The 24,901-nt window shown below is 65.7% G+C and carries 26 protein-coding genes; 12 read left to right on the top strand and 14 right to left on the bottom strand.

The features are described from left to right. Positions 1–208 precede the first annotated feature (208 nt). A complete protein-coding gene (locus ACTUWL_RS00975; RefSeq protein ID WP_106939948.1) occupies positions 209–1,537 on the bottom strand; it encodes a dicarboxylate/amino acid:cation symporter in 1,329 nt (442 codons plus the stop codon). 145 nt (positions 1,538–1,682) lie between these two features. On the opposite strand from ACTUWL_RS00975, the gene ACTUWL_RS00980 reads away from it, so the two are divergent. Beyond that, entirely contained in the window at positions 1,683–1,841 is a 159-nt protein-coding gene (locus ACTUWL_RS00980; RefSeq protein WP_021080068.1) for a DUF5993 family protein, read from the top strand. 8 nt (positions 1,842–1,849) lie between these two features. Continuing rightward, complete coding sequence (locus ACTUWL_RS00985) at positions 1,850–2,395, top strand: disulfide bond formation protein B (RefSeq protein ID WP_021080069.1); 546 nt, start codon at positions 1,850–1,852, stop codon at positions 2,393–2,395. A gap of 4 nt (positions 2,396–2,399) precedes the next feature. On the opposite strand, the gene ACTUWL_RS00990 is transcribed toward ACTUWL_RS00985, so the two are convergent. Further along, on the bottom strand, positions 2,400–3,104 hold the full coding sequence (locus tag ACTUWL_RS00990) for a glutathione S-transferase family protein (RefSeq protein WP_035652050.1): 705 nt from the start codon (positions 3,102–3,104) through the stop codon (positions 2,400–2,402). Positions 3,105–3,183: 79 nt separating this feature from the next. On the opposite strand from ACTUWL_RS00990, the gene ACTUWL_RS00995 reads away from it, so the two are divergent. Further along, the gene (locus tag ACTUWL_RS00995) at positions 3,184–4,047 is read left to right on the top strand and encodes an SDR family oxidoreductase (RefSeq protein ID WP_021080071.1); all 864 of its coding nucleotides are present in this window, start codon (positions 3,184–3,186) and stop codon (positions 4,045–4,047) included. A 29-nt stretch (positions 4,048–4,076) separates the two neighbouring features. On the opposite strand, the gene ACTUWL_RS01000 is transcribed toward ACTUWL_RS00995, so the two are convergent. Further along, a complete protein-coding gene (locus ACTUWL_RS01000; protein ID WP_021080072.1) occupies positions 4,077–4,421 on the bottom strand; it encodes a Lin0512 family protein in 345 nt (114 codons plus the stop codon). 63 nt (positions 4,422–4,484) lie between these two features. Then, positions 4,485–5,708, bottom strand: coding sequence for an MFS transporter (locus ACTUWL_RS01005; RefSeq protein WP_021080073.1), 1,224 nt, complete (start codon positions 5,706–5,708; stop codon positions 4,485–4,487). 96 nt (positions 5,709–5,804) lie between these two features. Between ACTUWL_RS01005 and ACTUWL_RS01010 the strand changes: the two genes are divergently transcribed. The 3 genes from ACTUWL_RS01010 to ACTUWL_RS01020 all read left to right on the top strand — a co-directional run bounded on the left by ACTUWL_RS01010 (position 5,805) and on the right by ACTUWL_RS01020 (position 11,400). Beyond that, positions 5,805–6,746: a LysR family transcriptional regulator gene (locus tag ACTUWL_RS01010; protein WP_021080074.1), complete on the top strand. Its 942-nt coding sequence runs from the start codon at positions 5,805–5,807 to the stop codon at positions 6,744–6,746. A 1,198-nt stretch (positions 6,747–7,944) separates the two neighbouring features. Continuing rightward, the gene (locus tag ACTUWL_RS01015) at positions 7,945–9,270 is read left to right on the top strand and encodes a TROVE domain-containing protein (protein ID WP_021080075.1); all 1,326 of its coding nucleotides are present in this window, start codon (positions 7,945–7,947) and stop codon (positions 9,268–9,270) included. A gap of 216 nt (positions 9,271–9,486) precedes the next feature. Further along, the gene (locus tag ACTUWL_RS01020; protein ID WP_021080076.1) at positions 9,487–11,400 is read left to right on the top strand and encodes a right-handed parallel beta-helix repeat-containing protein; all 1,914 of its coding nucleotides are present in this window, start codon (positions 9,487–9,489) and stop codon (positions 11,398–11,400) included. 18 nt (positions 11,401–11,418) lie between these two features. Here ACTUWL_RS01020 and ACTUWL_RS01025 read toward each other — a convergent pair whose 3' ends face one another. From ACTUWL_RS01025 to ACTUWL_RS01040, 4 genes are all read right to left on the bottom strand, one after another. After that, a complete protein-coding gene (locus ACTUWL_RS01025) occupies positions 11,419–12,645 on the bottom strand; it encodes a serine hydrolase domain-containing protein (RefSeq protein ID WP_021080077.1) in 1,227 nt (408 codons plus the stop codon). A gap of 63 nt (positions 12,646–12,708) precedes the next feature. Continuing rightward, a complete protein-coding gene (locus ACTUWL_RS01030) occupies positions 12,709–13,404 on the bottom strand; it encodes a GNAT family N-acetyltransferase (RefSeq protein ID WP_021080078.1) in 696 nt (231 codons plus the stop codon). Positions 13,405–13,512: 108 nt separating this feature from the next. Further along, positions 13,513–14,157: an O-methyltransferase gene (locus ACTUWL_RS01035; RefSeq protein ID WP_021080079.1), complete on the bottom strand. Its 645-nt coding sequence runs from the start codon at positions 14,155–14,157 to the stop codon at positions 13,513–13,515. 23 nt (positions 14,158–14,180) lie between these two features. After that, the gene (locus ACTUWL_RS01040) at positions 14,181–14,798 is read right to left on the bottom strand and encodes a PadR family transcriptional regulator (RefSeq protein ID WP_035652055.1); all 618 of its coding nucleotides are present in this window, start codon (positions 14,796–14,798) and stop codon (positions 14,181–14,183) included. Positions 14,799–14,998: 200 nt separating this feature from the next. Here ACTUWL_RS01040 and ACTUWL_RS01045 point away from each other — a divergent pair, with 200 nt between their 5' ends. After that, positions 14,999–15,352, top strand: a complete 354-nt coding sequence (locus ACTUWL_RS01045) for an MmcQ/YjbR family DNA-binding protein (RefSeq protein WP_021080081.1) — start codon at positions 14,999–15,001, stop codon at positions 15,350–15,352. A gap of 10 nt (positions 15,353–15,362) precedes the next feature. Here ACTUWL_RS01045 and ACTUWL_RS01050 read toward each other — a convergent pair whose 3' ends face one another. Continuing rightward, positions 15,363–15,929 carry a hypothetical protein gene (locus ACTUWL_RS01050; RefSeq protein WP_021080082.1) on the bottom strand — a complete coding sequence of 189 codons (567 nt, stop codon included), beginning with the start codon at positions 15,927–15,929 and terminating at the stop codon, positions 15,363–15,365. A gap of 212 nt (positions 15,930–16,141) precedes the next feature. Next, on the bottom strand, positions 16,142–16,594 hold the full coding sequence (locus ACTUWL_RS01055) for an SRPBCC family protein (protein WP_021080084.1): 453 nt from the start codon (positions 16,592–16,594) through the stop codon (positions 16,142–16,144). Between the two features lie 76 nt (positions 16,595–16,670). Between ACTUWL_RS01055 and ACTUWL_RS01060 the strand changes: the two genes are divergently transcribed. Then, positions 16,671–17,762 (top strand): adenylate/guanylate cyclase domain-containing protein, encoded by a 1,092-nt coding sequence (locus ACTUWL_RS01060; RefSeq protein ID WP_035652058.1) that lies wholly within the window; start codon positions 16,671–16,673, stop codon positions 17,760–17,762. A 5-nt stretch (positions 17,763–17,767) separates the two neighbouring features. Here ACTUWL_RS01060 and ACTUWL_RS01065 read toward each other — a convergent pair whose 3' ends face one another. Beyond that, the gene (locus ACTUWL_RS01065) at positions 17,768–18,016 is read right to left on the bottom strand and encodes a hypothetical protein (protein ID WP_291734666.1); all 249 of its coding nucleotides are present in this window, start codon (positions 18,014–18,016) and stop codon (positions 17,768–17,770) included. Between the two features lie 92 nt (positions 18,017–18,108). Between ACTUWL_RS01065 and ACTUWL_RS01070 the strand changes: the two genes are divergently transcribed. Next, entirely contained in the window at positions 18,109–19,329 is a 1,221-nt protein-coding gene (locus tag ACTUWL_RS01070) for a hypothetical protein (protein ID WP_021080087.1), read from the top strand. A gap of 33 nt (positions 19,330–19,362) precedes the next feature. Continuing rightward, entirely contained in the window at positions 19,363–20,007 is a 645-nt protein-coding gene (locus ACTUWL_RS01075; RefSeq protein WP_021080088.1) for a Vgb family protein, read from the top strand. Positions 20,008–20,038: 31 nt separating this feature from the next. On the opposite strand, the gene ACTUWL_RS01080 is transcribed toward ACTUWL_RS01075, so the two are convergent. Together ACTUWL_RS01080 and ACTUWL_RS01085 are read right to left on the bottom strand one after the other, a co-directional pair. Then, positions 20,039–21,256 carry an MFS transporter gene (locus ACTUWL_RS01080; protein ID WP_021080089.1) on the bottom strand — a complete coding sequence of 406 codons (1,218 nt, stop codon included), beginning with the start codon at positions 21,254–21,256 and terminating at the stop codon, positions 20,039–20,041. A 372-nt stretch (positions 21,257–21,628) separates the two neighbouring features. Then, positions 21,629–22,096, bottom strand: a complete 468-nt coding sequence (locus ACTUWL_RS01085; RefSeq protein ID WP_021080090.1) for a MarR family winged helix-turn-helix transcriptional regulator — start codon at positions 22,094–22,096, stop codon at positions 21,629–21,631. Between the two features lie 147 nt (positions 22,097–22,243). Between ACTUWL_RS01085 and ACTUWL_RS01090 the strand changes: the two genes are divergently transcribed. Together ACTUWL_RS01090 and ACTUWL_RS01095 are read left to right on the top strand one after the other, a co-directional pair. Beyond that, the gene (locus ACTUWL_RS01090; RefSeq protein ID WP_021080091.1) at positions 22,244–22,645 is read left to right on the top strand and encodes an Ohr family peroxiredoxin; all 402 of its coding nucleotides are present in this window, start codon (positions 22,244–22,246) and stop codon (positions 22,643–22,645) included. A 100-nt stretch (positions 22,646–22,745) separates the two neighbouring features. Next, entirely contained in the window at positions 22,746–23,150 is a 405-nt protein-coding gene (locus ACTUWL_RS01095; RefSeq protein ID WP_035652079.1) for a cupin domain-containing protein, read from the top strand. A 49-nt stretch (positions 23,151–23,199) separates the two neighbouring features. Here ACTUWL_RS01095 and ACTUWL_RS01100 read toward each other — a convergent pair whose 3' ends face one another. Next, positions 23,200–24,717, bottom strand: a complete 1,518-nt coding sequence (locus ACTUWL_RS01100; protein ID WP_021080093.1) for an MFS transporter — start codon at positions 24,715–24,717, stop codon at positions 23,200–23,202. Between the last annotated feature and the right edge of the window lie 184 nt (positions 24,718–24,901).

The raw sequence follows: 24,901 nt of genomic DNA on the forward strand, positions 1-24,901 counted from the left end.
GCTCGCCAGCGATGTGGGCGCCGCGGGGCGAACGGACACCCGCGCTATTTCGGAATATTAGAAAATAGCCCTGAGTTGCCCGACGTGTCAAGTCGCCTGGTCGAACAGTCGCCTGATCGAACATCGCCGCCGCCGGCGCCTTTGCATGGGGTTGTTTTTCATATTTTGGCAACGCCCCCCTGCGACAGCCCGACGACGTCATCCTGCCCTACCCGGTCCCGCCCGGTTCCAGCGCCTCGCCGAGCTCGAGCGGATGCGCCATGGTCTCGTGCAGCGCGTCCTTGTCGAGCTCGCCTTCGGAAAGGCTGATCACGATACAGGCGACGCCGTTGCCGATCAGGTTGGTCAGTGCGCGGCACTCGCTCATGAACTTGTCGATGCCGACCAGGATGGCGATCGACTGAATCGGAATATCGGGCACGATCGACAGCGTCGCGGCGAGCGTGATGAAGCCGGCGCCGGTGACGCCGGACGCGCCCTTCGAGGTGATCATGGCGATGCCGAGAATGCCGAGCTCCTGCCAAATCGTCAGATGGGTGTTGGTGGCCTGCGCCAGGAACAGCGTCGCCAGCGTCATGTAGATGTTGGTGCCGTCGAGATTGAAACTGTAGCCGGTCGGCACCACAAGGCCGACCACCGAGCGCGAGGCGCCAAGATGCTCCATCTTCTGGATCATCTGCGGCAGCACCGTCTCCGACGACGAGGTGCCGAGCACGATCAGGAGCTCGTCCTTGATATAGGCGATGAAGCGGATGATGGAAAAGCCCGCCAGCCGCGCGATCGCGCCGAGCACGATCAGCACGAACAGGATGCTGGTGAGATAGAAGGTCGCGATCAGCGCCGCCAGGTTGACCAGCGAGCCGAGGCCGTAGGCACCGACCGTGAAGGCCATCGCGCCGAACGCGCCGAGCGGCGCGACGCGGACGATCATCCGGATGATGCCGAAGAACATCTTGGACGCCTTGTCGATCGCCTCGGCGATCGGCTCGCCGGGCTTGCCCATCAAGGCGATGGCGAACCCCGACAGGATCGAGATCAGCAGCACCTGCAAGAGGTCGCCGCGCGCCAGCGCTCCGAAGAAAGAGTCGGGGATGATCGCCATCAGATGGGCGACGATGCCCTGCTCCTTCGCCTGGGTCACGTAAGTGGAAACGGCCTTCGGATCGATCGTCGAGGGATCGATGTTGAAGCCGCGGCCGGGCTGCAGCAGCTCGCCGATCAAAAGGCCGACCGCGAGCGCGACGGTCGACACCGCCTCGAAATAGATCAGCGCCTTCAGCCCGACCCGGCCGACGCGCTTGAGGTCGCCCATCGAGGAGATGCCGTGCACCACGGTGCAGAAGATCACCGGCGCGATCATCATCTTGATCAGCGCGATGAAGCCGTCGCCGAGCGGCTTCAACTGCTTGCCGAGGCCGGGATAGAAATGCCCGATCAAGACGCCCGCGAAGATCGCGATCAGCACCTGGATGTAGAGGATCTTGTACCAGGGCTGATGACGGGGATGGGCAACCGGCTTGATCGCGTCTGTGGTCATGAGATGTCCCGGGAGGCTAGGATTTGACACAACGAGTGGTGCCATCTTGGCGGAGCAACACGCAAGCGACAATGCCCATTCGCGCCGCCGCCAACACACACGAATCTGTCATAGACTGCGGCCGGCTCGCACCCGGAGGCTGAGGATGGAATTCACCGCACTGTTTCTCGCCATCACCATCGCCATGCTGGTGGCCTGGCGTGGTCCGCGTCCCCTGGCGATCGGCCTGTTCGCGGTGATCCTGGTCGCCTGCGTCGCGACCCTGCTGCATCACGCCACCGACCGTCTCACCTTGTCGTTCTGAGGCCGGCAATGACCGACACAAGGGCCGTGACCCTGAATGCGCTCGCGCTCTATGCCCTCTCGCTGCTGCTGACTGCTGCTTTTGCGGCGCAGCTGATGCTGCGCGAGCTGCCCTGCCCGCTGTGTTTGCTGCAGCGCATCCTTTTCGCGCTGCTGGCGATCGGGCCGATCCTGAACATCCGCTTCGGACCACGGCCGAGCCATTATGCCTTGTCGCTGCTGGCGGCTGTCGTCGGCGCCTCGGTCTCGACCCGGCAGGTGCTGCTGCATATCCTCCCCGGCGATGCCGGCTACGGCTCGGCGCTGCTCGGCTATCATTATTACACGTGGGCGCTGATCGCCTTCATCGCAGCGATCGTGCTGCTCGCCGCCATGCTGCTGTTCGACCGCCAGTTCGAACACCGCGCGGCACAAGCCACCGTGCCCGACGGATTCGCACTGGGCGCCGTCTGGCTCGTGATCGGGTTGACGGCGCTGAACGCGGTCTCGACCCTGCTCGAGTGCGGCTTTGGCGCCTGCGCCGACAATCCGGTCGTCTATGAGTTGCTGAAGTAGCTGCTCAGGGACGCTTCGGAATATTCAACCCGCGTTCCACGGCCGGGCGCTTCAGACCGCGCTCCAGCCACGCGGCGACGCTCTTGAACCGGTCGAACTCGACGAGCTCGCGCGCGCCGTAGAAGCCGATCAGATTGCGCACCCAGCCGAGCATCGAGATGTCGGCGATGGTGTATTCATCGTCCATGAACCATTGCCGTCCGTCGAGATGGCTCTCCATCACCCCGAGCAGACGCGCGGACTCCGCGACGTAGCGCTGCAACGGCCGCTTGTCCTCATAATCCTTGCCGGCGAATTTGTGGAAGAAGCCGACCTGGCCGAACATCGGGCCGATGCCGCCGATCTGGAAATGCACCCACTGGATCGCCTGGTAGCGGCGCGCTGCATCCGCCGGCAGCAACTTGCCGGTCTTCTCGGCAAGATATTGCAGGATGGCGCCGGACTCGAACAGCGGCAACGGCTTGCCGCCGGGGCCATTGGGATCGAGGATCGCCGGGATCTTGCCGTTCGGATTCAGCGACAGGAACTCGGGCGTCTTCTGGTCGTCCGTGTTGAAATCGATCAGGTGGACCTCGTAGGGCAGCCCGATCTCCTCGAGCATGATCGAGACCTTCACGCCGTTCGGCGTCGGAAGCGAATAGAGCTGCAGGCGGTCCGGATGCTGGGCGGGCCAGCGTTTTGTGACGGGAAAAGCTGTGAGGTCGGTCATGTCAGACATTCTTTGCAGGGTTGTTGTTGGGTGGCTAATGTACGGAGCTCATTGAAAGCCGCAAGGTCTGCAACCAGTCATGAAGGATCAACAGACAACGCTCGGCCTTTCCGACGACGAGCTCGCGGATCATCCGACCGTGTTCGCGGCCGATGCGCTGGCCGGTCAAGTTGTCGTCGTATCCGGCGGCGCCGGCGGCATCGGCCGCGCGATCGTCTGGCTGTTCGCCCGGCTCGGCGCACATGTCGTCGTCGCAGGACGCAATGCCGACAAGCTCGATGCCCTCGTCGATCATCTCGGCCGTCGCGGCCTGAAGGCATCCGCGCACGTCGCCGACATCAGGGATGCCGACGCGGTCGGTGCGATGTTCGACGCGCTGTGGGCTGCGCATGGCCGCATCGATCATGTCGTCAACAGCGCCGGCGGCCAGTTCCCGCAGGCCGCGATCGATGTCTCGATCAAGGGCTGGAATGCGGTCATCAACACCAACCTCAACGGCACCTGGTACATGATGCAGGCCGCGGCGCAGCGCTGGCGCGACCGCAAGCATCAAGGCAGCATCGTCAACATCGTCGTGGTCACGACGCACGGCCTCTACGGCATCGCGCACTCGATCGCGGCACGCTCCGGCGTGATCGGGCTGTCGCGCGCGCTCGCGGTCGAATGGGCGCCGCTGAACGTCCGCATCAACTGCATCGCGCCCGGCGCGATCGAGACCGATGGCTGGAACGTGTACAGCGAGGCGGCGCGCGCCGCCTATCCGCGCTCCAACCCGATGATGCGCCCGGGCACGCCCTGGGACATCGCGGAAGCCGCCGTCTATCTCGCCGCGCCCTCCGGCAAGTTCATCACCGGCGAGACGCTGACCGTCGACGGCGGCGGCCAGCATTGGGGCGAGACCTGGACCACCGGCAAGCCGGACTATTTCAAAGCCGGCGAGTAACGCAAACATACCGGTCGCCGCCTCCGCATTTACTTCCCGTCGTCGAAGCTGACGATGACGGCGGCATTCGCGATCAGGATCGGGTCGTTGCCGAGATCGGAGGGAATTTCGAGGCCGCCCGCAATCGCCCTCACGGTCTTGGTGCCATAGGGCAGTTCCTTGGCGACGGCTTCGGTATCGACCGCTTCGGGATTCGGCACGGCGATCGTGACATCGACGAACATGTCGTTGGCGGTCTTGCCGAGCATGCGGAAGAAGCCGAGGCTGGAATGGCGGATCGCATCCGAGACCGCCCGCTTGGCGGCCTTGGTGGCGTCGCGGCCGTGAACGTCGACGCCCATGCCCATTTCGGTGATACAGCGCACGCGTGTCATGAAACTTTCCTGTTGTCGTTGGCGTGAGAGAGCTTCACTCCTTCGCCCTCCGCGCAGGCGGCGTCAAGCCGGGTCCCTGGTCTCACTTGCGCCGTTGTGAGCGCCGCGCGCGAGCAGCCATGCCGCGAGACCGGCAAGGATCGCCGCCGCAACCACCATGACGCTGGCCGCACCCCAGCCCCATGCCGACACCACAGACCCAACCGCGATCGGACCGGTGACCTGGCCGAAATTGCTGCCGGTCATCAACAGTCCCATCATGACCGGAACCATCGCCGCCGAACCCGCTGCCGCCGGTGCGGTCGCGAGCAAGGTCGCCGGGATCAGGCCGCCGGTCGCGGAGAACAGCAGGCACAGAAAGAACGCCCCCCACCCGCCGAGCAGGGGCAGGAAGATGCCGAGCGCAGACGCGCCCATCACCAGGGCCGCTACCGCGATCAGCAACGGGCGGCTCACGCCGCGCGCCAGCAGATTGCCGGCGGCGAGATTGCCGACGACGTTGGCCGCCGCTGCCAACGCACTGAGCCCGCCGGCGCTCTGGCTTGAGACGCCGAGCCGCGCAGTGAGCAGGATCGGCAGAAAGCTGAACAGCGCAAAGAACATCAGGCTGTAGAGCGCAAACAGCACCATCAGCAGTGCCGGAGTACGGCGACGCGCCAGCGCCGTGGCCTCCTGCATCAGGCCGGCACGCGCCGGGCCGCTCCGCGACGCGACTTCAGGGACGAAGACGCTGGCGAGAACGAACAGCAACGCGACAAACGCGGCACTGGCCCACCAGATCGCGCGCCAGCCACCGAAGATCGGCCCGGCAACCAGCGCCAGCGCGATCCCGAACGGCATCACGCAACTCCACACCGCCATGGTGACGTCGCGCGCACCGACATCGACGGCACGATCGAGCAACGCGGGGGCCGCGACCATCACCAGCAGGAAGCCGAGCCCTTCCAGCATGCGCGACGCCAGCAGCGCCACAAGTGACGGCGCGAGCGCGCCGGAGACCGCACCGAGCGTGATGGCGGCGAGGCCGCACAGCATCACCCGGCGCGCGCCGACCGCTGCGATCACGACGCCTGCCGGCACGCTGCCGGCCAGCCCGAGCACCGCAAAGATGCCGCCGACCGAGCCGACCGCGGCGAGGTCGACGCCGAGGTTCTGCTGCAACATCGACGCGGCGATCGGCACCTTGCCGACCTGCAGCGCGGCACCGATCCCGCACCCCATCACGATCGCGACCGTCGCCCATCGCTTCGCCTCGCTTTGCCGCGCCACGGCCGTCTCGATCGTCATGCGTCCACCCACCCTGCTCACCTCACGACAAATAGCGTTTCCGGACCATCAACAGGAGTGATATGTTTTGCATTCATTTGATCGATTTCATAGATCATGCTCGATAACCTCACACTCGATCAGATCCGGGTCTTCGTCACCATCGCCGAGACCGGCAGTTTTCGCGCCGCTGCGGCGAAGCTGGCGCGGGTGCAGTCCGCGGTCAGCCACGCCATCGCCAACCTCGAGGCCGAGCTCGGCATCATGCTGTTCGACCGCTCCGGCCATCGCCCGGTGCTGACGGCCGAAGGCAAGGCGCTGCTCGGCAATGCGCGCGATCTCCTGCTCCGGGTCGACGCGATGCGGGCGCGGGCGCACGGCCTTGGCGACGGGGTGGAATCGGAACTCGCTGTTGTCGTCGACACGCTGTTTCCGATCGCCGCTGTCGGCGCGGCGCTGACGGAGATGCGGGCGGCCTATCCATCGGTGAGCGTGCGGCTCGCGGTCGAACCGATGGGCGGTCCGATCGCCGCCCTCACCGAACGGCGCAGCGCGCTCGCCGTCACGGTCGGGGAGGATTTTCGCGATCCCCGCCTCGCGCTCGACGCGATCTGCTCCGTGCAGATCATCGCTGTCGCCTCCGCAAGCCATCCGCTCGCGCGCCGCGGCCACAAGAGCGTCGCCGACCTCGCCGATCATCTGCAGATCGTGCTGTCGGACCCGACGCCGTTGTCGGAAGGCCGCAACTTCGGCGTCCTCTCGCCGCAGATTTGCAGGGTCAGCAACCAGGACACCAAGCACGCCATGATCATGGCCGGGCTCGGCTGGGGCCGGCTGCCGATCTGGCAGGTGGCGCGCGACTTGAGCGAACGCCGCCTGGTGAGGGTCGAGACCGGCGCACTCGGACGCAACGCATCGCTTGCAATGGAGGCCTATCTCGCGCGCCGGCTCGACGAGCCGCTCGGCCCCGCCGCACGCGTGTTTGCAGATGCGCTGACGCGGATCGCCGCGCATGGCGGCAAGCCCGCGAGCAAAGCGAAGCCGCGCAAGCGGCGCTGAATTTTCAGCCGTCATCATTTTCCGTTGTTGACATCGACATCGGCGAGGCGTATGTCCCGCAACCTTCGCGAGCACCACCGTTCGCGATCAAACATGAGCCAGATGATGCACTACGGATTTGAAAGATCCCGCCAACTGTCGAACGGCCTGCGGCCGATCGGTAGCGCGTGCCCGGCTCATCGGAGCGACCTCGCATAATGCGAGGTCGACAGTCCGCCTAAACGGACCCTCCCGAGCCAAGTGCTCCGGAGGGTTTTTTTGTTGTCCGCAGCACGGCTCATTCGAATTGCCCGGCGCAAGCCGGAACGGGAGACCCGGATCCCGGGGCTCGCGCGGAGACGCGCGTGCCCAAGTGCGCGGGGCCTGCCGGAGGGAACGAGGCGATGAGCCGGACACCGATGGCAGAGCGGACTCCGAGGAGTTCGCAATCGGCGGCGCATCGACAGCGCCGCGACGAAATTTTTCAAAACGGTTTGCCGCATCACTGCGGCTCAACCGACGCTGGTGGTGAAGATGTCGGATACTTCGCTCCACTGGAAAGAGCGGGTTCGAATCCCGCCTGTGACACACGCACCGGGATGCGGCCAGGCAAAGGTCCGCGTGCGGCCCGGCGCAGTCTCTCGTCCGCAAGGCGAGCGGCTGTGTTGTCGTCACTGACACCGATATCGCCAGTTCCCCAGCGTACCTATCGACGACCGGCGCAGATGCGCCGGTCAGGCGGTGGTGAAGATGACTGTTACTTCGTGGGAAGGCGCTACGGCGCCGAGCGGGTTCGAGGCCCGCACGCCGAAAGGCGGTTCGCCCGCAAGGGCAGCAACAGCATCGCTTGTTCCCCGCCGACCCCTTCCACGCCCCGTGGTGAAGATCGCTGTTACATCGTCTGTGAAACGAGAGGTCGCGGGTTCGAATCCCGCCCGGTGTCATGTGCACCGGTAGCTCAGTGGTAGAGCGCTTCCCGACTGGCAGGGTAAGCTGCCGAACGGGGTCTCAGCAATCGCCTGTTCCCGGGTCGTGGTCCGCCAATGCAGGTGGTGAAGAGTGCTGTTACTTCGGATCGCAAGGCAGAAGGTTCGATTCCTTCCGGATGATACATCCGTGGCTCGATGGAAGAGCGTGCGACGCCCTAAAAGGGCAGTCCAGCCTCGCCAGTTCCCCGGCTCCACTTTCCAATCCATACTCCCCCAGAAAGGAGGCCATCATGGCCACGATCAACAAGATCATGCGCGCCTTCACCCGCGAGGGCGCGCGCAGCAAGCGCTTCACGCCCGAGATGGAGCTGCGGCGCGCGCTGCTGAACTGCCTCCTGTGGGAGAACCAGTTCTACGAGGACGGCGTCGCGATCGCCGATCGCATCAAGGCGCTGGTGCCGCTGGTCGCGCCCGAGCGGACGGCCGAACTCGCCATCGCTGCGCGCGAGACCATGAAGCTGAGGCACGCGCCGCTGCTCGTGGTCCGCGAGATGGCGCGGCATCCGACCCATCGCGGCCTCGTTGCCGATACGCTGGCTCGCGTGATCCAGCGGCCCGACGAGATGACCGAGCTGCTTGCGATCTACTGGGCGGATGCGCTCGGCCCGCAGCAGCAGCGCAAGCGTCAGCCCGTCTCGGCGCAGATCAAGAAGGGCCTGGCGCGGGCGCTGACCAAGTTCGACGCCTACCAGCTCGCGAAGTACGATCGCGACGGCGCGGTGCGGATCAAGGACGTGCTGTTCCTGGTCCACGCCAAGCCGAAGGATGCCGCGCAGGAGAAGGTGTGGAAGCAGCTCGTCGACGGCGAGCTGGCCTCGCCCGACACCTGGGAGGTTTCGCTCTCGTCCGGCAAGGACAAGCGTGGAACCTTCGAGCGCCTGATCGCCAAGAACCGGCTCGGCGGGCTGGCGCTGCTCCGCAACCTGCGCCTGATGCAGAAGGCTGAGGTGCCGCGCCGAACCATCGCGGAGGCGATCGACGCAATGCGGACGGACCGCATCCTGCCCTACCGCTTCATCACGGTGGCGCGGTATGCGCCGGACTTCGAGCCGGAGCTCGAGGCAGCGATGCTGAAGTCGGTCAAGGACTACGCGCGGCTCGATGGCCGCACGCGGCTCCTGATCGACGTGTCGGGATCGATGTTCTCGCCGCTCTCGGCCCAGTCCGAGATGACGCGGGCGGAGGCGGCTTGCGGGCTTGCGATCCTCGCCCGCGAAGTCTGCGACGAGGTGGAGATCTTCACGTTCAGCAATGAGGTCGTGAAGCTGCCGCCGCGCCGCGGCTTCGCGCTGCGCGATGCGATCATCGGCTCGCAGCCGCATGGCGGGACGTATCTCGGCAAGGCGGTGACGGAGATCGACCGCAAGGGCGATCGCCTGATCGTCTTCACCGACGAGCAGAGCCACGACCAGGTGCCCGCCCCGAAGGGACGCGGATACATGGTCAACGTGGCGTCCTACCAGCACGGCGTCGGACACGGCCCGTGGACGCGGGTCGACGGCTTCTCCGAGGCCGTCATCGCCTGGATCGCGGCGTCGGAACAGACGATGCACTGACGCCTGCTCGACAACAATGGGCCCGGACGCGCATGCGCCCGGGCCTTTTTTTTGGTGCGACGGACGAGCGCTCCGCTCGCGCAGCGCACGAGCGGCGGCAACGTCATTCACAATGTCGCGAGCGGCCGCGCCGGCTCCACGCCGTTTGGCTCCAATTCATCTTCGCGAACCGACCATGCACGCGACCGATCCCGGTCTCGCAGGGAGCCGTGCACCATGCCGATTAGCCGCCGGCGGGCGCTGACGCTTGCCTCGTTTTTTGTAACGAGCCCGTTGCTTGGCAGGGAAAGCCGCGCCGAATCGTTGCCGGTCCCGGGCGCGGCCAGCTTCGACATGGCGACCTTCTCCGCCACTTCAGGCGGCGACGCCGACGCGGCCTTCGCCAAGGCGCTGGCCTCAATCGCCAAAGCGGCAGCGGACGCCAGCAAGGCGGGGCCGGTTCATATCGTGCTCAACCTGGAAAAGAACGCCAGCTACCGAATCAAGCGGCCGCTTGCGTTCCGGCAGTTGCACGGCTTCGAGCTCAACGGCAATGGCGCACAGCTGATCAACACGGCGCGCAGCGGCACCCTGACGATCTCCGGCTGCAACCGCCTCACCGTCCGCGATCTCACCATCGACTACGACCCGCTGCCCTTCACGCAAGGGACGATCACCGCGTTCGACAAGCAGGCGATCGAGATCACGGTCAAGGTCGATCCCGGCTATCCCGATGATGCCGCGCTGCTCGCCACTTTCACCGATGGCTTCTTCAAGGTGATGGATCGCCACAACCGGGCGCTGAAGACCGGTGCCAGGGATTTCCTCTCACCGGCCCATGCCACGCGCGTCAGCGACGGCCTGATCAAGGTGCGCCTGCACTGGAGCGCGAACGATCGCTTTCCCAGCCAACTGCCGATCGCAGTCGGTGACGTCGTCACCGTCGCGAATGGCGGCGCGAACGCCATCGCCGTGGACTCCAGCGTTGCGACGAGCCTGATCGACCTGAAGCTTCTGGCCTCGCCGGGCATGGGCATTGTCGAGAGCGGCGGCGAAGGCTCCATGATGCTGCAGAAGGTCTCCGTCGTTCCGGGACCCCGGCCGAAGGGCGCAACAACCGACCGCCTGATCTCGACCAACTCCGATGGTTCGCACTTCACCGCGGTCGCGAACGGTCCGACCATCGAGGACTGCAGTTTCGCCAACACCTCCGACGATGCCATCAACGTGCACGGCTTCTACTACTACGTCGTGGCGAAGACCGCGCCGCGGCGGTTCCTGCTCAGCCCCAAATGGGACGTCGGCCTTGTGGCCGGCGACGATATCGAGAGCTGCGATCACGCGACGTTTGGTTCACTCGGACGCAGCAAGGTCGCGCAATTGACCAAGCGTCACGCGCCGGAGCTGAAGGCCAAGATCGCCCCGCTCTGGAAGAACAGGAGCCCGACCACGCAGCCGGACCTGATCTACGACGTCGTCCTGCAACAGGACCTGCCGCTCAAGGTCGGCGATGCCATCACCTCGCTGACGCATATCGGATCCGGCGCCACCGTGCTGCGTTGCAATTTCCACGCCTGCGGCCGCGTGCTGATGAAGGCGCCGAACGCCATCGTCGAGAATTGCCAGTTCACCTTCTCGACCGGCGTCGCGCTGCAGGCAGGGAGCGACATCGGCTTCTGGTCGGAGTCCGGATTCGCCGACAACCTCGTGTTCCGCAACAACCGCTTCAGCCATTGCGTCAACGGCGCCAATGAACTGACCAGCGGCAGCGGAACGCTCGGCACGATCTATGTCGGCATGGTGCCGCCGGAAGGAGCAACGGGTTTCCAGAACAATTTCCAGAACCGGCGCGTCATCATCGAGGGCAATCACATCGACGATTCCTACATCTACGCGATCTTCGTCAGCAATGCCGACGGCGCCAGGATCGCCGGCAATGCGATCGGCCAGACATTTGTGCGCGGCAATTTGTTTGGGGCCGGCGAGTTCTTCCATATCAAGCCCGACAGCGCGATCTTCGTCGGCCGCGCCAGGAATATCGAGATCAGCAACAACGTCGTCGCTCGCGGGCACATCACGACGATTGCCGTCGCGATCGATCCGAGCTGCGACAAGCACACGGTGCACCTCGCCGGCAACAGGCTGGCCTGAGCGCGCGACGCTCTCCAATCAGGGCGTCATCCCGAGCGCCCGCCACATTGCGCGGATGATCCGGAACGAGCGGGCATCGCCGACCAACCCGCGATGCATCCGGTTCATCGCATAGGCAAACGTCATGCGCGCGTCGGTATCGATGAGCACGAACGCGCCGCCGCCGCCGGACCAGAACAGCGTGTTCGGATTGGGCGGCACCAGGCTGAGGATCGGGCTCGGCAAACCGTAGCCGAGGCCGAAGCGGACGGAGATGCCGCGCATCACCAGGTCAGGGCCATCGATCTGCACCTCCAGCGCCCTGCGGCAGCCCGCTTCCGACATGATACGTTGGCCATTCGCAACTCCGCCGGTCGCGAGGATGGTCTGGATCGCGGCGATCGAACGCGCGTTGCCGTGGCCGTTCACCGCCGGGATCTCGGCGCCGCGCCAGGCGCGGGTGCGGGTCGATGGCACGTCGGTACGGGTGTCGCTGAAGGTGATCTTCTGGATCGTCGTCATCTCGACGCCGGTCGCGGCCGATGACGGCAGGAACGGCACGAGGTCGGCAACACGATGATCCTCCGATGCCGGCAGGCCGATCCAGAAATCCACGTTCAAAGGCGACGCGATCTCCTCGCGAAACACCGTGCCGAGCGTCCTGCCGGTGATGCGCCTGATCACCTCGCCGATCAGGAAACCGAAGGTGTAGACGTGATAACCGGATGCGGTGCCTGGCTCCCACAGCGGCGCCTGCGCGGCCAGCGTCGAGGTCGCCTTGTCCCAGTCATAAAAATCCTCGCCGCTGATCGCGGGATGCCAGCCCGAGAGGCCCGCCGAATGGCTCATCAGTTGCGCCACGGTGATGCCGACCTTGCCGTTCGCGGCGAACTCCGGCCAGTAGCGCGCAACGGGTGCTGCAAAGTCGAGCTCGCCGCGATCGGCGAGCCACAACGCGGTCAGCGCGGTCATGGTCTTGGTGATCGAATAGACGTTGACGATGCTGTCGCGCGTCCACGGCCGCCGACACGCTTCGTCGGCGAAACCGCCCCACAGATCGACCACCGTCTCGCCGTCGATCGTGGCGCAGAACGACGCGCCGAGCTCCTCACCATCGGCGAAATTGGCCTCGAACGCTTCACGCGCCGCCGAAAACCGCGCGTCGGCGAATCCGTCTATCGTCGCAACTGCGATGGCTGTGCTCCCCGCTCCATCCCCAGGCTTTGAGGGAGGCGGGACATGCGCGGTGAGAGGGGCGCCTGACAATTCTTGAACTGAACTGTTTCGTCCCCATTTATCTGAGTAGAGATCTCCCCCTTCAGCCCGGCGCTAACCCTGCTTCTGCAACACCGTGATGTGCAGACGGCGGCGGATCTCCATGCCCTGGCGCCGATACAGTGCGATCGCCGAGGCGTTGCTGGTGAAGACGTGCAGGAACGGAATTTCGCCGCGCGCCACGATCTGGCGGCCGACCGCCGACAGCAACGCCTGCGCATAGCCCCGGCCGCGATGGTCCGGATGCACGCAGACGGCGGTCATCTCGGTATAGTTTCCCGACTTCATCCGTTCGCCGGTCATTGCGACCAGTTCGCCGCCGACGCGGATGCCGAAGAAATTGCCGAGCTCATGCGTCCGCGCGCTGAACGGTCCGGGTTTTGTCAGTGCCGTCAGCGCCATCATCGCGGAAACGTCGCCTTCGCCGAGCCTGACGATCTCGACGCCGGACAGAGAAAAGTCCGCCGGCGCACCGATCATCTGCTCACCGGTCTCGGCCAGCAGCACCTTGAACTCCGACGGCACGGCGAGCGGATCGGGCGTGAACAGCACCGCGATGTCCGGTCCCGACAACAGCGCGCCGAGCGCGGCAAAACTCTGCGGTGACATGTCGACCATGTCGGCAAATGGCGCGATCGCGAGCGGGAAGCGCCTTGCAGCGGTGTCGCTTTCCGCCAGCTCGCGCTGCCGTGTGGTCAGCGCGCTCCAGATCGGACGATCAAGCGGATGGCGTGGCGGAACTTCGGACATGCGGCGCTTCGCTCCTGATTTTTCCAAAGAAGAGCAAGAAGCGCCGGCAAAATCCAGCACGGCGTGACGTGATTGCGGCTCACAATCACGCCAGCTGGCAAAACCCGGCTACGCCACCTTCAGGCAAAGCTCGGTGCCGCCCTTCAGCGGCAGCGTGATCGACACGAAGCCGTTGTGGGGATCGCGGACGAACTCCAGAAAATCCGCCTCGGCATTGTCGTTCATGACGTAGCCGCCGACGCGAAGCTGGGGAGCTACGATCTCGATCACCTGGCGTGCCAGTGTCGGTCCCTTGTCGCCGGGCCAGCCGTCGATCAGGATGAAGTCGACGGGGCCGCCGAGATCGCGCAGCGTCTTCCGTGCATCGCCCTCGCGGATCTCGGCGTAATCCGCCAGGCCGGCCTCCGCCAAGTTGCGCTTCGCGGCCGCGACCTTGGCCGGCACGATCTCCGAGCCGATCACGGTGCCGCCGCCATTGTCGCGCAACGCCGCGGCGAAATAGAGCGTCGACATGCCGACCGAGGTCGCAAACTCGGCGACGCGCCTGGCGCCGAGGCCGCGGCACAGCAGGTAGATCAGCTCGCCCTGCTCCGGGTGGATCGAGAAACCCTGCTCGGCATAATCGTGTGGATCGCGGCTGCTGCTCTGCATCGGGTTGCCTCTCACCGGCGCCCGGCGCGTGGCCTGCAGGCGCTCGATGACGGCCATGACGCGGGCATCGGTAATCGCGCTGTGCGGTTCAGCATTGTACATGAAGGGCTTCCTTTGCGATTGCGTCATTGCTGCAGGATTTCAGCCGCAGCGCGGTCCAGGATCTTTGCGATCCGCCGCGCCTCGGCGGCATCGCAGCCGCGCTTCTGACGCAGCGCGCTCTTCAGCGCATGACGGGCGCGGTGAATATCGTCGGACGCTTCACCGTCGAGATCGCTGACGCCGGCGAAGGCTTCGCGCACCTCCTCCATGCGGCGGCCGATCCGCGACAGCGCTTCGAGAATGGTATCGGCGGTGGCACGGTTCTCGGCGAGATGCGCCTTGCCTTGCTCGGTGATGCTGTAGAGCTTGCGCGCCGCATCCTGGGTGACGCTGGCGTGGCCGATCTCTTCGAGGAAGGTCAGCGCCGGATAGATCACGCCCGGGCTCGGGCTGTAGAAGCCGTCCGACCGCTCCTCGATCTTCTTGATCAGCTCATAGCCGTGCGCCGGCTGCTCGCCGAGCAACGCCAGGATCACGAGTTGCAGGTCCTGCGATGAGAGTCGGCGCGATCCCGGAAAGTCGCCGCCGCCACCCCGCCCGAAGAAGCCGTGGCCGCCCCGGCCAAAGCGATGGCCGCCCCTGCCGTGCCGTCCCATGAAGAAGCCAAATCCGAAGCCCTCGTGGTCCCGGTCGCGAAACATCGATCGTCTCATTGTCTTTTTCCTTACTGAAAACATATCTTACGATATATCTACAGATAGGACGGCGACAACCCACGTTTTCGTGAGGCCGTGAGGATACAGCGGGGATCGGAACGAGCCTGGGATCGTCGGCCCTCACTGGGCTTGTCGACCGACGCGCGGCGGGCTTAAGGCTTTGAACCCTCCGGTCCGTTCGACTCATGCGCCCCAAAACCTTCGAAACCCATTGCCTGCGCCTGCCCGCCGCCACCAAGGTGGTGCAATGGGAGGGCACGTCAGTGTTCAAGGTCGGCGGCAAGATGTTCGCGCTGGCCGGCGGCTTCATCGAGCGGTCCGGCGGCTTCATGTTCAAGACCTCGCACATGGCCTATCAGCTCTTGATCGAGCAGCAGCTCGCACGGCCGGCGCCTTATCTGGCGCGCGGCAAATGGGTCCAGCTGCTCGGCAACGATGCCCTGCCCGACGCCGAGCTCAAGACCTATCTCGATCAGGCCCATGCGCTGATCGCGGCCAAGCTGACGCGGAAATCGCGCAAGGCGCTCGGGCTCGACTGATCGGCGCGGCTCAGCCGCCGAGTGGCTTGCTGGAATCGCCGAACAGCAATTTTGGAAACAGCTCCTTGAAGGCGAACTTGTCGTCGCCCTTGGCGCGCTCGAAGCGCAGCACGACGTCGAACCGGCTGCCCTCCCATTTGGTCGGCGGCGTGCCCTTGCTGACCGGGATCAGCGGCAGGATGTCGGAGATGATCGCCTTGTGCTCCCAGCACAACAGCACGACGCCCTTCGACGCGAGTATCGCCTTCATCAGCGCCGGCTCGTCACCCTTGCCGAATCCTTGGTTCGGCGTCAGGCCGCGACGCGCTGCGAGCGCCGAGATCGTCTCGGCCGGACGGCTCGACGGCGGCTGATTGGGCTCGTTTCCGGGTGTCGCGGCATAGATCGCGTCAGGCTTGGCATAATCGCCGCCGGTGAGGTCGGTGCCGAACAAGGCTGTCCACGCCCCGGCGCGCTGCCAGCCGCGGAGCACCAGCGACTCGGTGTCGGACGCCCCATCCGCGGTGAAGCCAGGCCCCGGCCAGGACTCGCCGGGCTTCTCGGCATGACGGATGATGAAGAGCGTGAGCGCGTCCATGGCGGCCTCTCGGAGAAGTTGCGTGAATGGTTACGACTTCAGTGAGGTTGACCCTATCCCCGATCAGGCCTCCGCTTCATGAACGGCGTCACAATTTGCGAAAACCGGATCGACCAGCGACGCGCTGGCGCTGAGGGACATGAACGACACGAGGATGAACTTCTGCTCGATCATGCTCCGCTCGAAATGACCGACGCAAGCCACGGCGACCATCAGGCGTGCGGACCGCGGTCAGGCCCTGGAGCTCGGCCCCCGGCGGCGAGCGCGAGCCTGGCAAGATAGTGCGCCCAACCCTTGCTATGGCTCGCGCACTGCTCCGCGTTGGGCAAGCCACTATGGGTCATGCGCAACAGCGTGCCGTTGTCCTGCGCCATCAGGTCGATCTCGATCAGGCTGGATCCCGGTGGGACCTCCGCGCCTCCCTCCCAGCCAAAGCTGTAGGCGAGACGATGCACCGGCACGACCTCGCGGAACGCGCCGCGTGCCGCCTTTGTGCGATCGCCGGCGACGCCCTTGAGCAGATAGAGCCCGCCCGGATGCAACTCGGTCTCGGCTTCCAGCCCCATCCAGCTCACGATCTTCTGCGGATCGGTCAGGAAGGCGAATACCGTCGCGGGCGGCGCTGCGATCTGCATCTCGCGTTGAACGATGAAAGCTTCGGTCATCGAACTCTCCTCCATGGACGATCGGATGTAGCGATAACGCGTGACAAGTCTGGTACGTCAACGCCATGATGGAGTGATGCATTTGCCCTCGACGCTGAGCTGGCTGGTCGACGCCGCCGCCGAGACCGCGGGCGCCAACCGATTGCTGGCAGACCTCGGCAGCCATCTTATCACGGATGGCTTGCCGCTTGCCGGCGGTGTCCTGACGCTCGAGGTTCCGCATCCCCTTATTGCCAGGCGCACCTGGCTGTGGCGCGCCGACAACGGCGAGGTCATCGAGGCGCTCGGATTCGCGCCGGAACAACCGTTTGCAATGCCCGATATGATCGGATCCGCCGATGCCGGCCGACGTTGGCTCGGCAGTCTCGCGCCCGGCCCGATCCACGAGGACATGATTGGAACGCGGCCGGACGGCCCGACCCTCGGCTGGATCGGAACACGCGCCTTCACGCCTGCGGAGACGGATCGATTGCGCGAGGCGGCGCGCTTCACGGCCGCGCCGCTCGCCGCGCTCGCGGCGCGTGCCACGCTGACCGCGGCGCTGGAGGCCTATCTCGGGCGGCGCAGCGCGGCGCGCGTCCTGGCATCGCCGTTGCGGCGCAACACCGGCGAAACCATCCGCGCGGCGCTGCTGTTTGCCGATCTGCGCGGCTTCACCGCGCTCTCCGAAAGCCATCCGCCCGCCGAGGTGATCGCCGCGCTCGACGCCTGGTTCGACCGCATCGCCGGCGCGATCCACGCCTTCGGCGGCGAGGTGCTGAAGTTCATCGGCGACGGGCTGCTCGCGATCTTTCCGGTCACGACGGGCGCTCGCAGCGCGTGCGAGGCGGCGTTGCGTGCGGTGTCGGCGGCGCGCGTCGGCATGGCGCATCTCGATACCGAGCGGCGCAAGCAGGGTTTGCCGGCACTGTCCTTCGGCGCGGCGCTGCATCTCGGCGAGGTGCATTGGGGCAATATCGGCGCCGCCGATCGCCTCGACTTCACCGCGATCGGCGCCGCGGTCAATCTGGTCAGCCGGCTGGAAGGCCTGTGCAAGCCGCTGCAGCAGACCGTGCTGGTCTCGGACGCCGTCGCCGCCGAGACCGAGATGCCGCTGGTCGCGCTCGGCACCCATGAGCTGCGCGGCATCGCGCGGCCCTGTGCGGTCTTCACTTTGCCGGAGAGATGAGCCGATCATCGGAACAGGCGCAACCACGGCGCCAGATGAAATGCGCTCATCAGCGCGTACATCGGGACCATCCCCTGCAATGAAAGCGGTCCCTGCATCGCGCCGCAGATCATGTCGGCCGGCGCCAGCGCGGCAGTCAGCGCCATCACCGCGAAGGTCGGCGCCGCCGCCAGCGACAGCCACCGCGCGGCGATCGCGCCACGGCCGCCAAGCCGGCCCTTCAACCAATCCTGATGTGTTTCTAAGCCGGTCATCATTCGATCTCGCTGGAGATGCGCCATGTCGTCATGTGCTAGATTAGGACCGGGCCTCGGAGGGCGAGAGTGACAAGTGTGTCGGGATTCGAATGGACTCGCTGATTGCGGCTGCGGCGCGCGCACTCGCGGCGGGTGATCCCCTCGGCGCACTGAAACGGGTGGCGCTGCGCGACGATGCGCCGGCGCTGGCGCTGCGCGGCATCGCGATGGCAAGGCTCGGCGATTTCACGCGCGCCAAGGAGCTGTTGCGCCGCGCCGGCCGGGCCTTCGGTCCACGGGAAGCCATCGCGCGGGCGCGCTGCGTGGTAGCCGAGGCCGAGATCGCGCTGGTGTCGCGCGACCTCTCCTTTCCCGGCAAGAGCCTCGCCGCTGCGCGCGCGACGCTCGCCGCGCGTGGCGATGCGCTGAACGCCGCGCACGCCGGCTATCTCGAAATCCGCCGCCTGCTGCTGATCGGCAGCCTCGACGCGGCCGAGCGCATGCTTGACGGCCTCGATCCATCGCCCTTCCCGCCGGCACTGCGGGTCGGCCATGAACTGGTCGTCGCCGGGATCGCGATGCGGCGGCTACGGACCAAGCCGGCACGCGCGGCGCTGGCACGGGCCAGGGATGCCGCGCACCGCGCCGGCATCGCCGGGCTTGCGGCCGAAGTGGAGAGCACCGCGAAGCTGCTCGCCACACCGGCGGCGCGCCTGATTGCGCGCGGCCAACAGCGGCCGTTGCTGCTCGATGAGGTCGAGGCCTTGATGGCATCGAAGGCGCTCGTCGTCGATGCCTGCCGCTACGTCGTGCGTGATTCCAGGACCACGGTCTCGCTGACGCGGCGTCCGGTGCTGTTCGCGCTCGCCCGCGCGCTGGGCGAAGCCTGGCCGCAGGACGCCTCCCGCGGCACGCTGATCGCGCGCGCGTTTCGCGGCAAGCACGCCGATGAATCGCATCGGGCGCGGCTGCGGGTCGAGATCGGACGGCTGCGCCGGGCCTTGCTGCCGCTTGCCGATCTCAACGCCACGCCCGACGGCTTCGTGCTGGCACCGCGGGGCCGCCGCGAGGTCAGCGTGCTGGCGCTGCCGGTCGAGGAGGAGCATGCGGCGGTCCTGGCTTTCCTCGCCGACGGCGAGGCCTGGTCGAGCTCGGCGCTGTCGGTCGCGCTCGGCGCCAGCCAGCGCACCGTCCAGCGCGCGCTCGACGCGCTGGCGGCCACCGGCAAGGTGCAGTCGGTCGGCCGCGCCCGCGCCCGGCGCTGGATGACGCCCCCGGTGCCGGGATTCACGACGACGTTGTTACTCCCTGCCCCGCTGCCGAACGGCTAGCATCGGGATGAAATCAGACAACTGGAGCGCCGCATGAAGACGTCCGAAGCCGAGATCATCCGGGAATATGCCTTCGAAGGCGTCGAGAGCGTCGGCGGCGTCAGCTTCGACGGCGAGCAGGTGTGGTTCGCGGCCGGCGGCCGGCTGGTCGCGTTCGATCCCGACAGCGGCAACACCACCCGCAGCCTCGACATCGCGGCCCATGCCGGCACCGCCTTCGACGGCAAGCACCTCTATCAGATCGCCGAGGACCGCATCCTGAAGATCGAGCCGAACAGCGGACGCGTGGTGTCGACGATCCCCTCGCCCGGCGGCGGCCGCGACTCGGGTCTCGCCTGGGCTGAAGGCTCGCTGTGGGTCGGCCAGTATCGCGACCGCACCATCGTTCAGGTCGATCCGGAAACCGGCAAGGTCATTCGCACCATCGAAAGCAACCGCTTCGTCACCGGCGTCTCCTGGGTCGATGGCGAACTCTGGCACGGCACCTGGGAAGAGGAGCAGAGCGACGTCAGGCGGATCGACCCGCAGACCGGCGAGGTCATGGAGCGGCTGGAAATGCCGAAGGGCGTGTTCGTCTCCGGGCTCGAGTCCGACGGCAAGGACCGCTTCTTCTGCGGCAGCGGCTCGACCAACAACAAGGTGCGCGCCATCAGGCGGCCGAAACGCAGCCGCGCGTAAAGCGATCAATCGCTCCACGCGCTGAGCGAGCTTACGCCGACGCCGGCACCGCAGTGGGCCGCGCCGATGCCATCGGCCGGAAGGTCATCATGATCAGGAACGCGCCGAGGCCCGTTGCCCAGGAGCCGACATAGAGCCACGTGTAGCTCGCAAAGGTATCGTAGATCAGGCCACCGGCGAGCGGTCCGGTCGCCATGCCGAGACTGCCCGCCATCGCGGTGCCGCCGATCACGGTGCCCATCATGCGCAGCGGGAAGTTCTCGCGGATCAGCACGGAATACAGCGGCATGGTGCCGGCATAGATGAAGCCGAAGATTGCCGCGACTGCGTAGAACGCGGCCAGTTCGCGCACGAAGACATAACCGAGCGCGCCGAATGCCTGCGCCAGCAGCCCGAGTACCAGCACGCGCTTGGCGCCGAAGCGGTCGCCGAGCAGGCCGAAGGCGATGCGGCCGCCCATGCCGGCAAGCCCTTCCACGCTGTAGATCGTCACCGCGGCGACCAGCGGAATGCCGCAGGTGACCGCGTAGCTCACCGTGTGGATGATCGGGCCGGAATGGGTGGCGCAGCAGAAGAAATTGGTGGTGATCAGGATGATGAATTGCGGCGAGCGCAGCGCCTGCGCCAGCGACATCGCCGGCTCCCCGTTCTCGGAAGCCACCGCCACGTGGTCATCTTGCAGCGCCGGCGGGCGGCGCACCAGCAACGACACCGGGATCATGATCGCGCCGACCACGCCCGAGACGATCAGCATCGCGGTCCGCCAGTCGTGGTGGGAGATCAACCAGGCCGCGAGCGGCGACATCGTCATCGGCGCCATGCCCATGCCGGCCGACACCAGCGAAACGGCGATGCTGCGATGGGTGTCGAACCAGCCGGCGACGCAGGCCATCATCGGGGCGAAGATTGCGGCCGTCGCAGCACCGACCAGCCCGCCGAACATGAACTGAAATGCCAGCAGCGATGGTGCCCGACTTGCCAGCGCAAGGCTCGCGGTGAGCACCACCGATCCGGTCAGCACGACCGGGAGCGGCCCGAAGCGGTCGGACAGCGTGCCCCAGGCCATGCTGGTGAAGGCCATTGCGAGGAAGCCGATCGTCATCGCGCTCGATATCCCGGTCACCGACCAGCCGGTCTCGCGCGCCATCGGCTGCAGGAATACGGGTAACGAGAACATGCCGCCGATCGCGACGCAGCCGAGCAGGCCGCCGGCCGCGACAATCACCCAACGATAGGTCGAATTGGCCATTCGGGAACTCCCATGCAGTTCGTTCTGGGTGGAAGACGAACGGACCAAGGCGGAACCGACAGCAGACGGTCGCCGTGACTCACTTTTTTTTGCGACCGTGGCGACCTCTGAGGGGCACGATCACGATAAGCGGGTTACCACGCTGATGAAAATCCGCACACGCATGCTCGCCGCCATCAGTCACGATTTGCGAATGCCCATCACCCGGCTACGGCTCAGATCCGAATACACGAGAACGATGCGCAGGCGTGGAGACCTTGCACGACCAGATGCAGGCCACGCTGGAATCAGTGCTTTCATTCCTGAGCGGCGGCAACACGGCAAATCCGAAGGCAGCACGTCATGGTGCACCGGCACGCCGCTGCCGCAGCATCAGCCCTTCTTCGGATCGCCGCGCGTGTGTTGCAGCAGATTGTCGCGCAGCCTGACCACGCTCTTCTGCACGATCGGAAATTCGTCGCCGAGCCCGGTGGCTTCGACCAGCGACGCGTTGATCTCCTTGTCGAGCAGACGCCGGCCCGCTGCCGTCAGGCTCACCCGCACCTGCCGCTCGTCGGCGGGATCGCGGGTGCGGCTAATGTAGCCGCTCTGCTCCAGCTTCTTCAGGATCGGCGTCAGCGTGTTGGATTCCAGGAACAGCTTCTCGCCGAGTTCGCTGACGGTCTGCTCGTCCGCTTCCGACAACGCGATCATGGCGATGTACTGGGTGTAAGTCAGGCCGTACGCATCGAGGATCGGCTTGTAGGCGCGGCCGAAGGCCAGATTGGCCGAATAGACCGCAAAGCACAGAAAACTCGATAGTTTTCGGCCCTTTGTGTCGGCCTTGGAGGAACGGGTCACGGGCGTCTCCGGAGTTTGTGAAGTCCGGCCAATATAAATCGTATCCGATTAAATCGGAAGAGCTTGACATCGCCCGGCGCGGGGTCTATTTCAACGCGCATCCGATTAAATCAGATACGATCTATCTTCAATCCAAAGGAGTCAGCCATGACCGCCAATGCAAAGGTTCTCGTCACCGGAAATACCCATGTCACCGCCGGCCCGAACGGCGCCGCCCGCTCGCGCGACGGCTTCCTCGACGTCAAGCTGCCGCAGCCGCACCCGGCCGCCGAAAACCTGTTCGCCGCCGCCTGGTCGGCCTGCTACATCGGCGCGATCCAGCTCGCCGCCGGACAGCGCAAGGTCAAGCTTGCGAGCGAGCCCGAGGTCGACGCCGAGATCGACCTGAATCAGGCCGGCAGCGCCTTCTTCCTGAGCGCGCGCCTCAACGTGCACGTCCCCGGCGTCGAGCGCGAGGTCGCGCAGCAGCTGATCGAAGCCGCGCACGGCATCTGCCCCTACTCCAAGGCGGTTCACGGCAACATCGACGTCACGACCACTCTCGTCTGAACGATCACGTGGCAACTCCCGACGCGGGCCGGCCGCTCGCGGGCCCGCGGTCGGAGAGGCCAGAACGAAAATCAAGGAGATCAAGATGACCGGCAATCTGTTGAAGACGACACGCCTCCTCGCAAGGGCGGCGTTGATCGCTGGAAGTTTCCTGACGATTCCTACCGCGCAGGCGCAACAACCGGCAGGGTTCACGCGAACCGACCTGCAGCGTCACGACCTCAGTGCTCCCGGCCGTGAAGCCGTCCAGGTGCGTGTCGACATCGAGCCGGGCAAGGCATTCGGCCGACACACCCATCCGGGGGAAGAGATCATCTATGTGCTAACAGGCACGCTCGAATACGAAGTCGACGGCAGACCGCCGGCAACACTGAAGGCCGGCGACGTCCTGTTCATTCCCGCGGGCACGATCCATGCGGCGAAGAACGTCGGCAGCGTCACGGCCAGCGAGCTTGCGACCTACATCGTCGAGAAGGACAAGCCGCTGCTGACGCTGGTGAAGTGATCGATCCCGCCTGCTCGCCCCTCTCCTTGGGGCGAGCGCGGCGACAGACTCATTTCGTGCTCTGGACTTCAGGCTGGCGCGCCAACCGTGCGTTGAAGATCAGGAAGCTGATCGCGGCCATGATCCAGACGCCGATACCGCCATAAAGCATCACCCAGCCGAAACCGCTCGCCAGCGCCTGATGCACGATCGGGCCGGTCAGTTCCGGCGCGGATGCGGCATCGCCGGACGCGATCCGCTCGGCGAGGACACGGAGTTGCACGCCATCGAGCCCCGGCAGCACGGCCTTCAGGTGCGCGAGCACGCCGCTCGCCAGAATGAAGCCCATCAGCGCGATATTGACCGACAGCGAGACCATGCGCGCGCTCATGTCGATGCCGGAAGCCATGCCGGCCCGATCGCTCGAGACCGAGCCGGTGGTCGTGTTGGTAACCGGCGTGTTGGTGATGCCGAGGCCGATCCCGGCAAGCAGGCAGCCCGGCAGCATCGTCAGCCAGTCGGGCTGCGCGGCTGCGCTGCCGAACTTCATCAGCATGAATCCGGTGCCGATGGTGAACAGCCCCGCCGGGATGATCAGGCCCGGCTGGTAGCGCAGCGACAGGCGCTCGGCAAACGGCGGCATCACCAAGGTCGGCAACGTGTAGGCGAGCAAGGCAAGTCCCGCGGATACGCTGTCATAGCCGAGGCCGGCGTGAAACCAGATCGGCAGATAGATCATGAACGGCCAGTAGCTGAGGTTCATCGCCGCCGAGCCGACGATCGAGCCGGAGAACGCGGATATCCGGAATACCGAGAAGTCGAACATCGGCCGCCGGCTGATTCTCTCGGCAACGAGGAACGCAATGAAGCTCACCGCGGAGACGCCGAGGATCGCGAGCCCCTTCGGGCTGGCAAAGCCGAGATCCGGCCCCTGCGTGATGTAGAAGGCGAGACAGAACACTGCGAGCGACATCGTCACGATGCCGCCGACGTCGAGGCTGCTGGCCTTCGGGTCCTTCGATTCATGCACGCCGCCGATGGTGAGCACGAATGCGACGGCTGCGAACAGCACGTGGACGAGGAACACCCATTCCCAGCTCAGCACCGCGACCACGGCACCGCCGATGATCGGCCCGAAGCCGAGACCGATGCCGAAGATGACGCCCCACCATCCCCAGGCGACCGCGCGCAGGCGGCCACCCTGGAATTCGTGCGACAACACGGCGATCTGGCAAATCAAGAGCGCACCGCCGCTCAGCCCTTGCAGGAAGCGGGCAACGATCAGCATTTCCACGCTCGAAGCGACGCCGCAGATCAGCGACGTGATGCCGAACGCCGCGATCGCGACCAGGAAGATGCGCTTGCGTCCGTAGCGGTCCGCCACCGTTCCGATCGCCATCAGCACCGTCGTCACCGCGATGGTGTAGGCGTTCATGATCCATTGCAGCGCCTTGAAGTCGGCATGCAGCACCTGCTCCAGCGTCGGCAGGATCGCGGGGATGCTGGAAATCTCCAATCCGAACATCAGGCAGGCAAGGCATACGGCGGAGAGGACAACAGCGCCGCGGCGGCTCAGTTCAGTAGACATGATCAGGCCTTTTGTTGTGGCAAGCCAACGGCATACCGCACGCTGTTGCCAGGGTGCTGGCAGCAGCGTCGGTCGATCGACTCACGATGGTTTGAGGCAGCAGCGGCAGGAATCGGGTGGCCACGGCGCTTCAGGGCTCAAAGCTAGTGACGTCTTGAGCATTGGTGAATTGGATGACTAGATA

It is taken from the genome of Bradyrhizobium sp. WCU1, assembly GCF_053474805.1.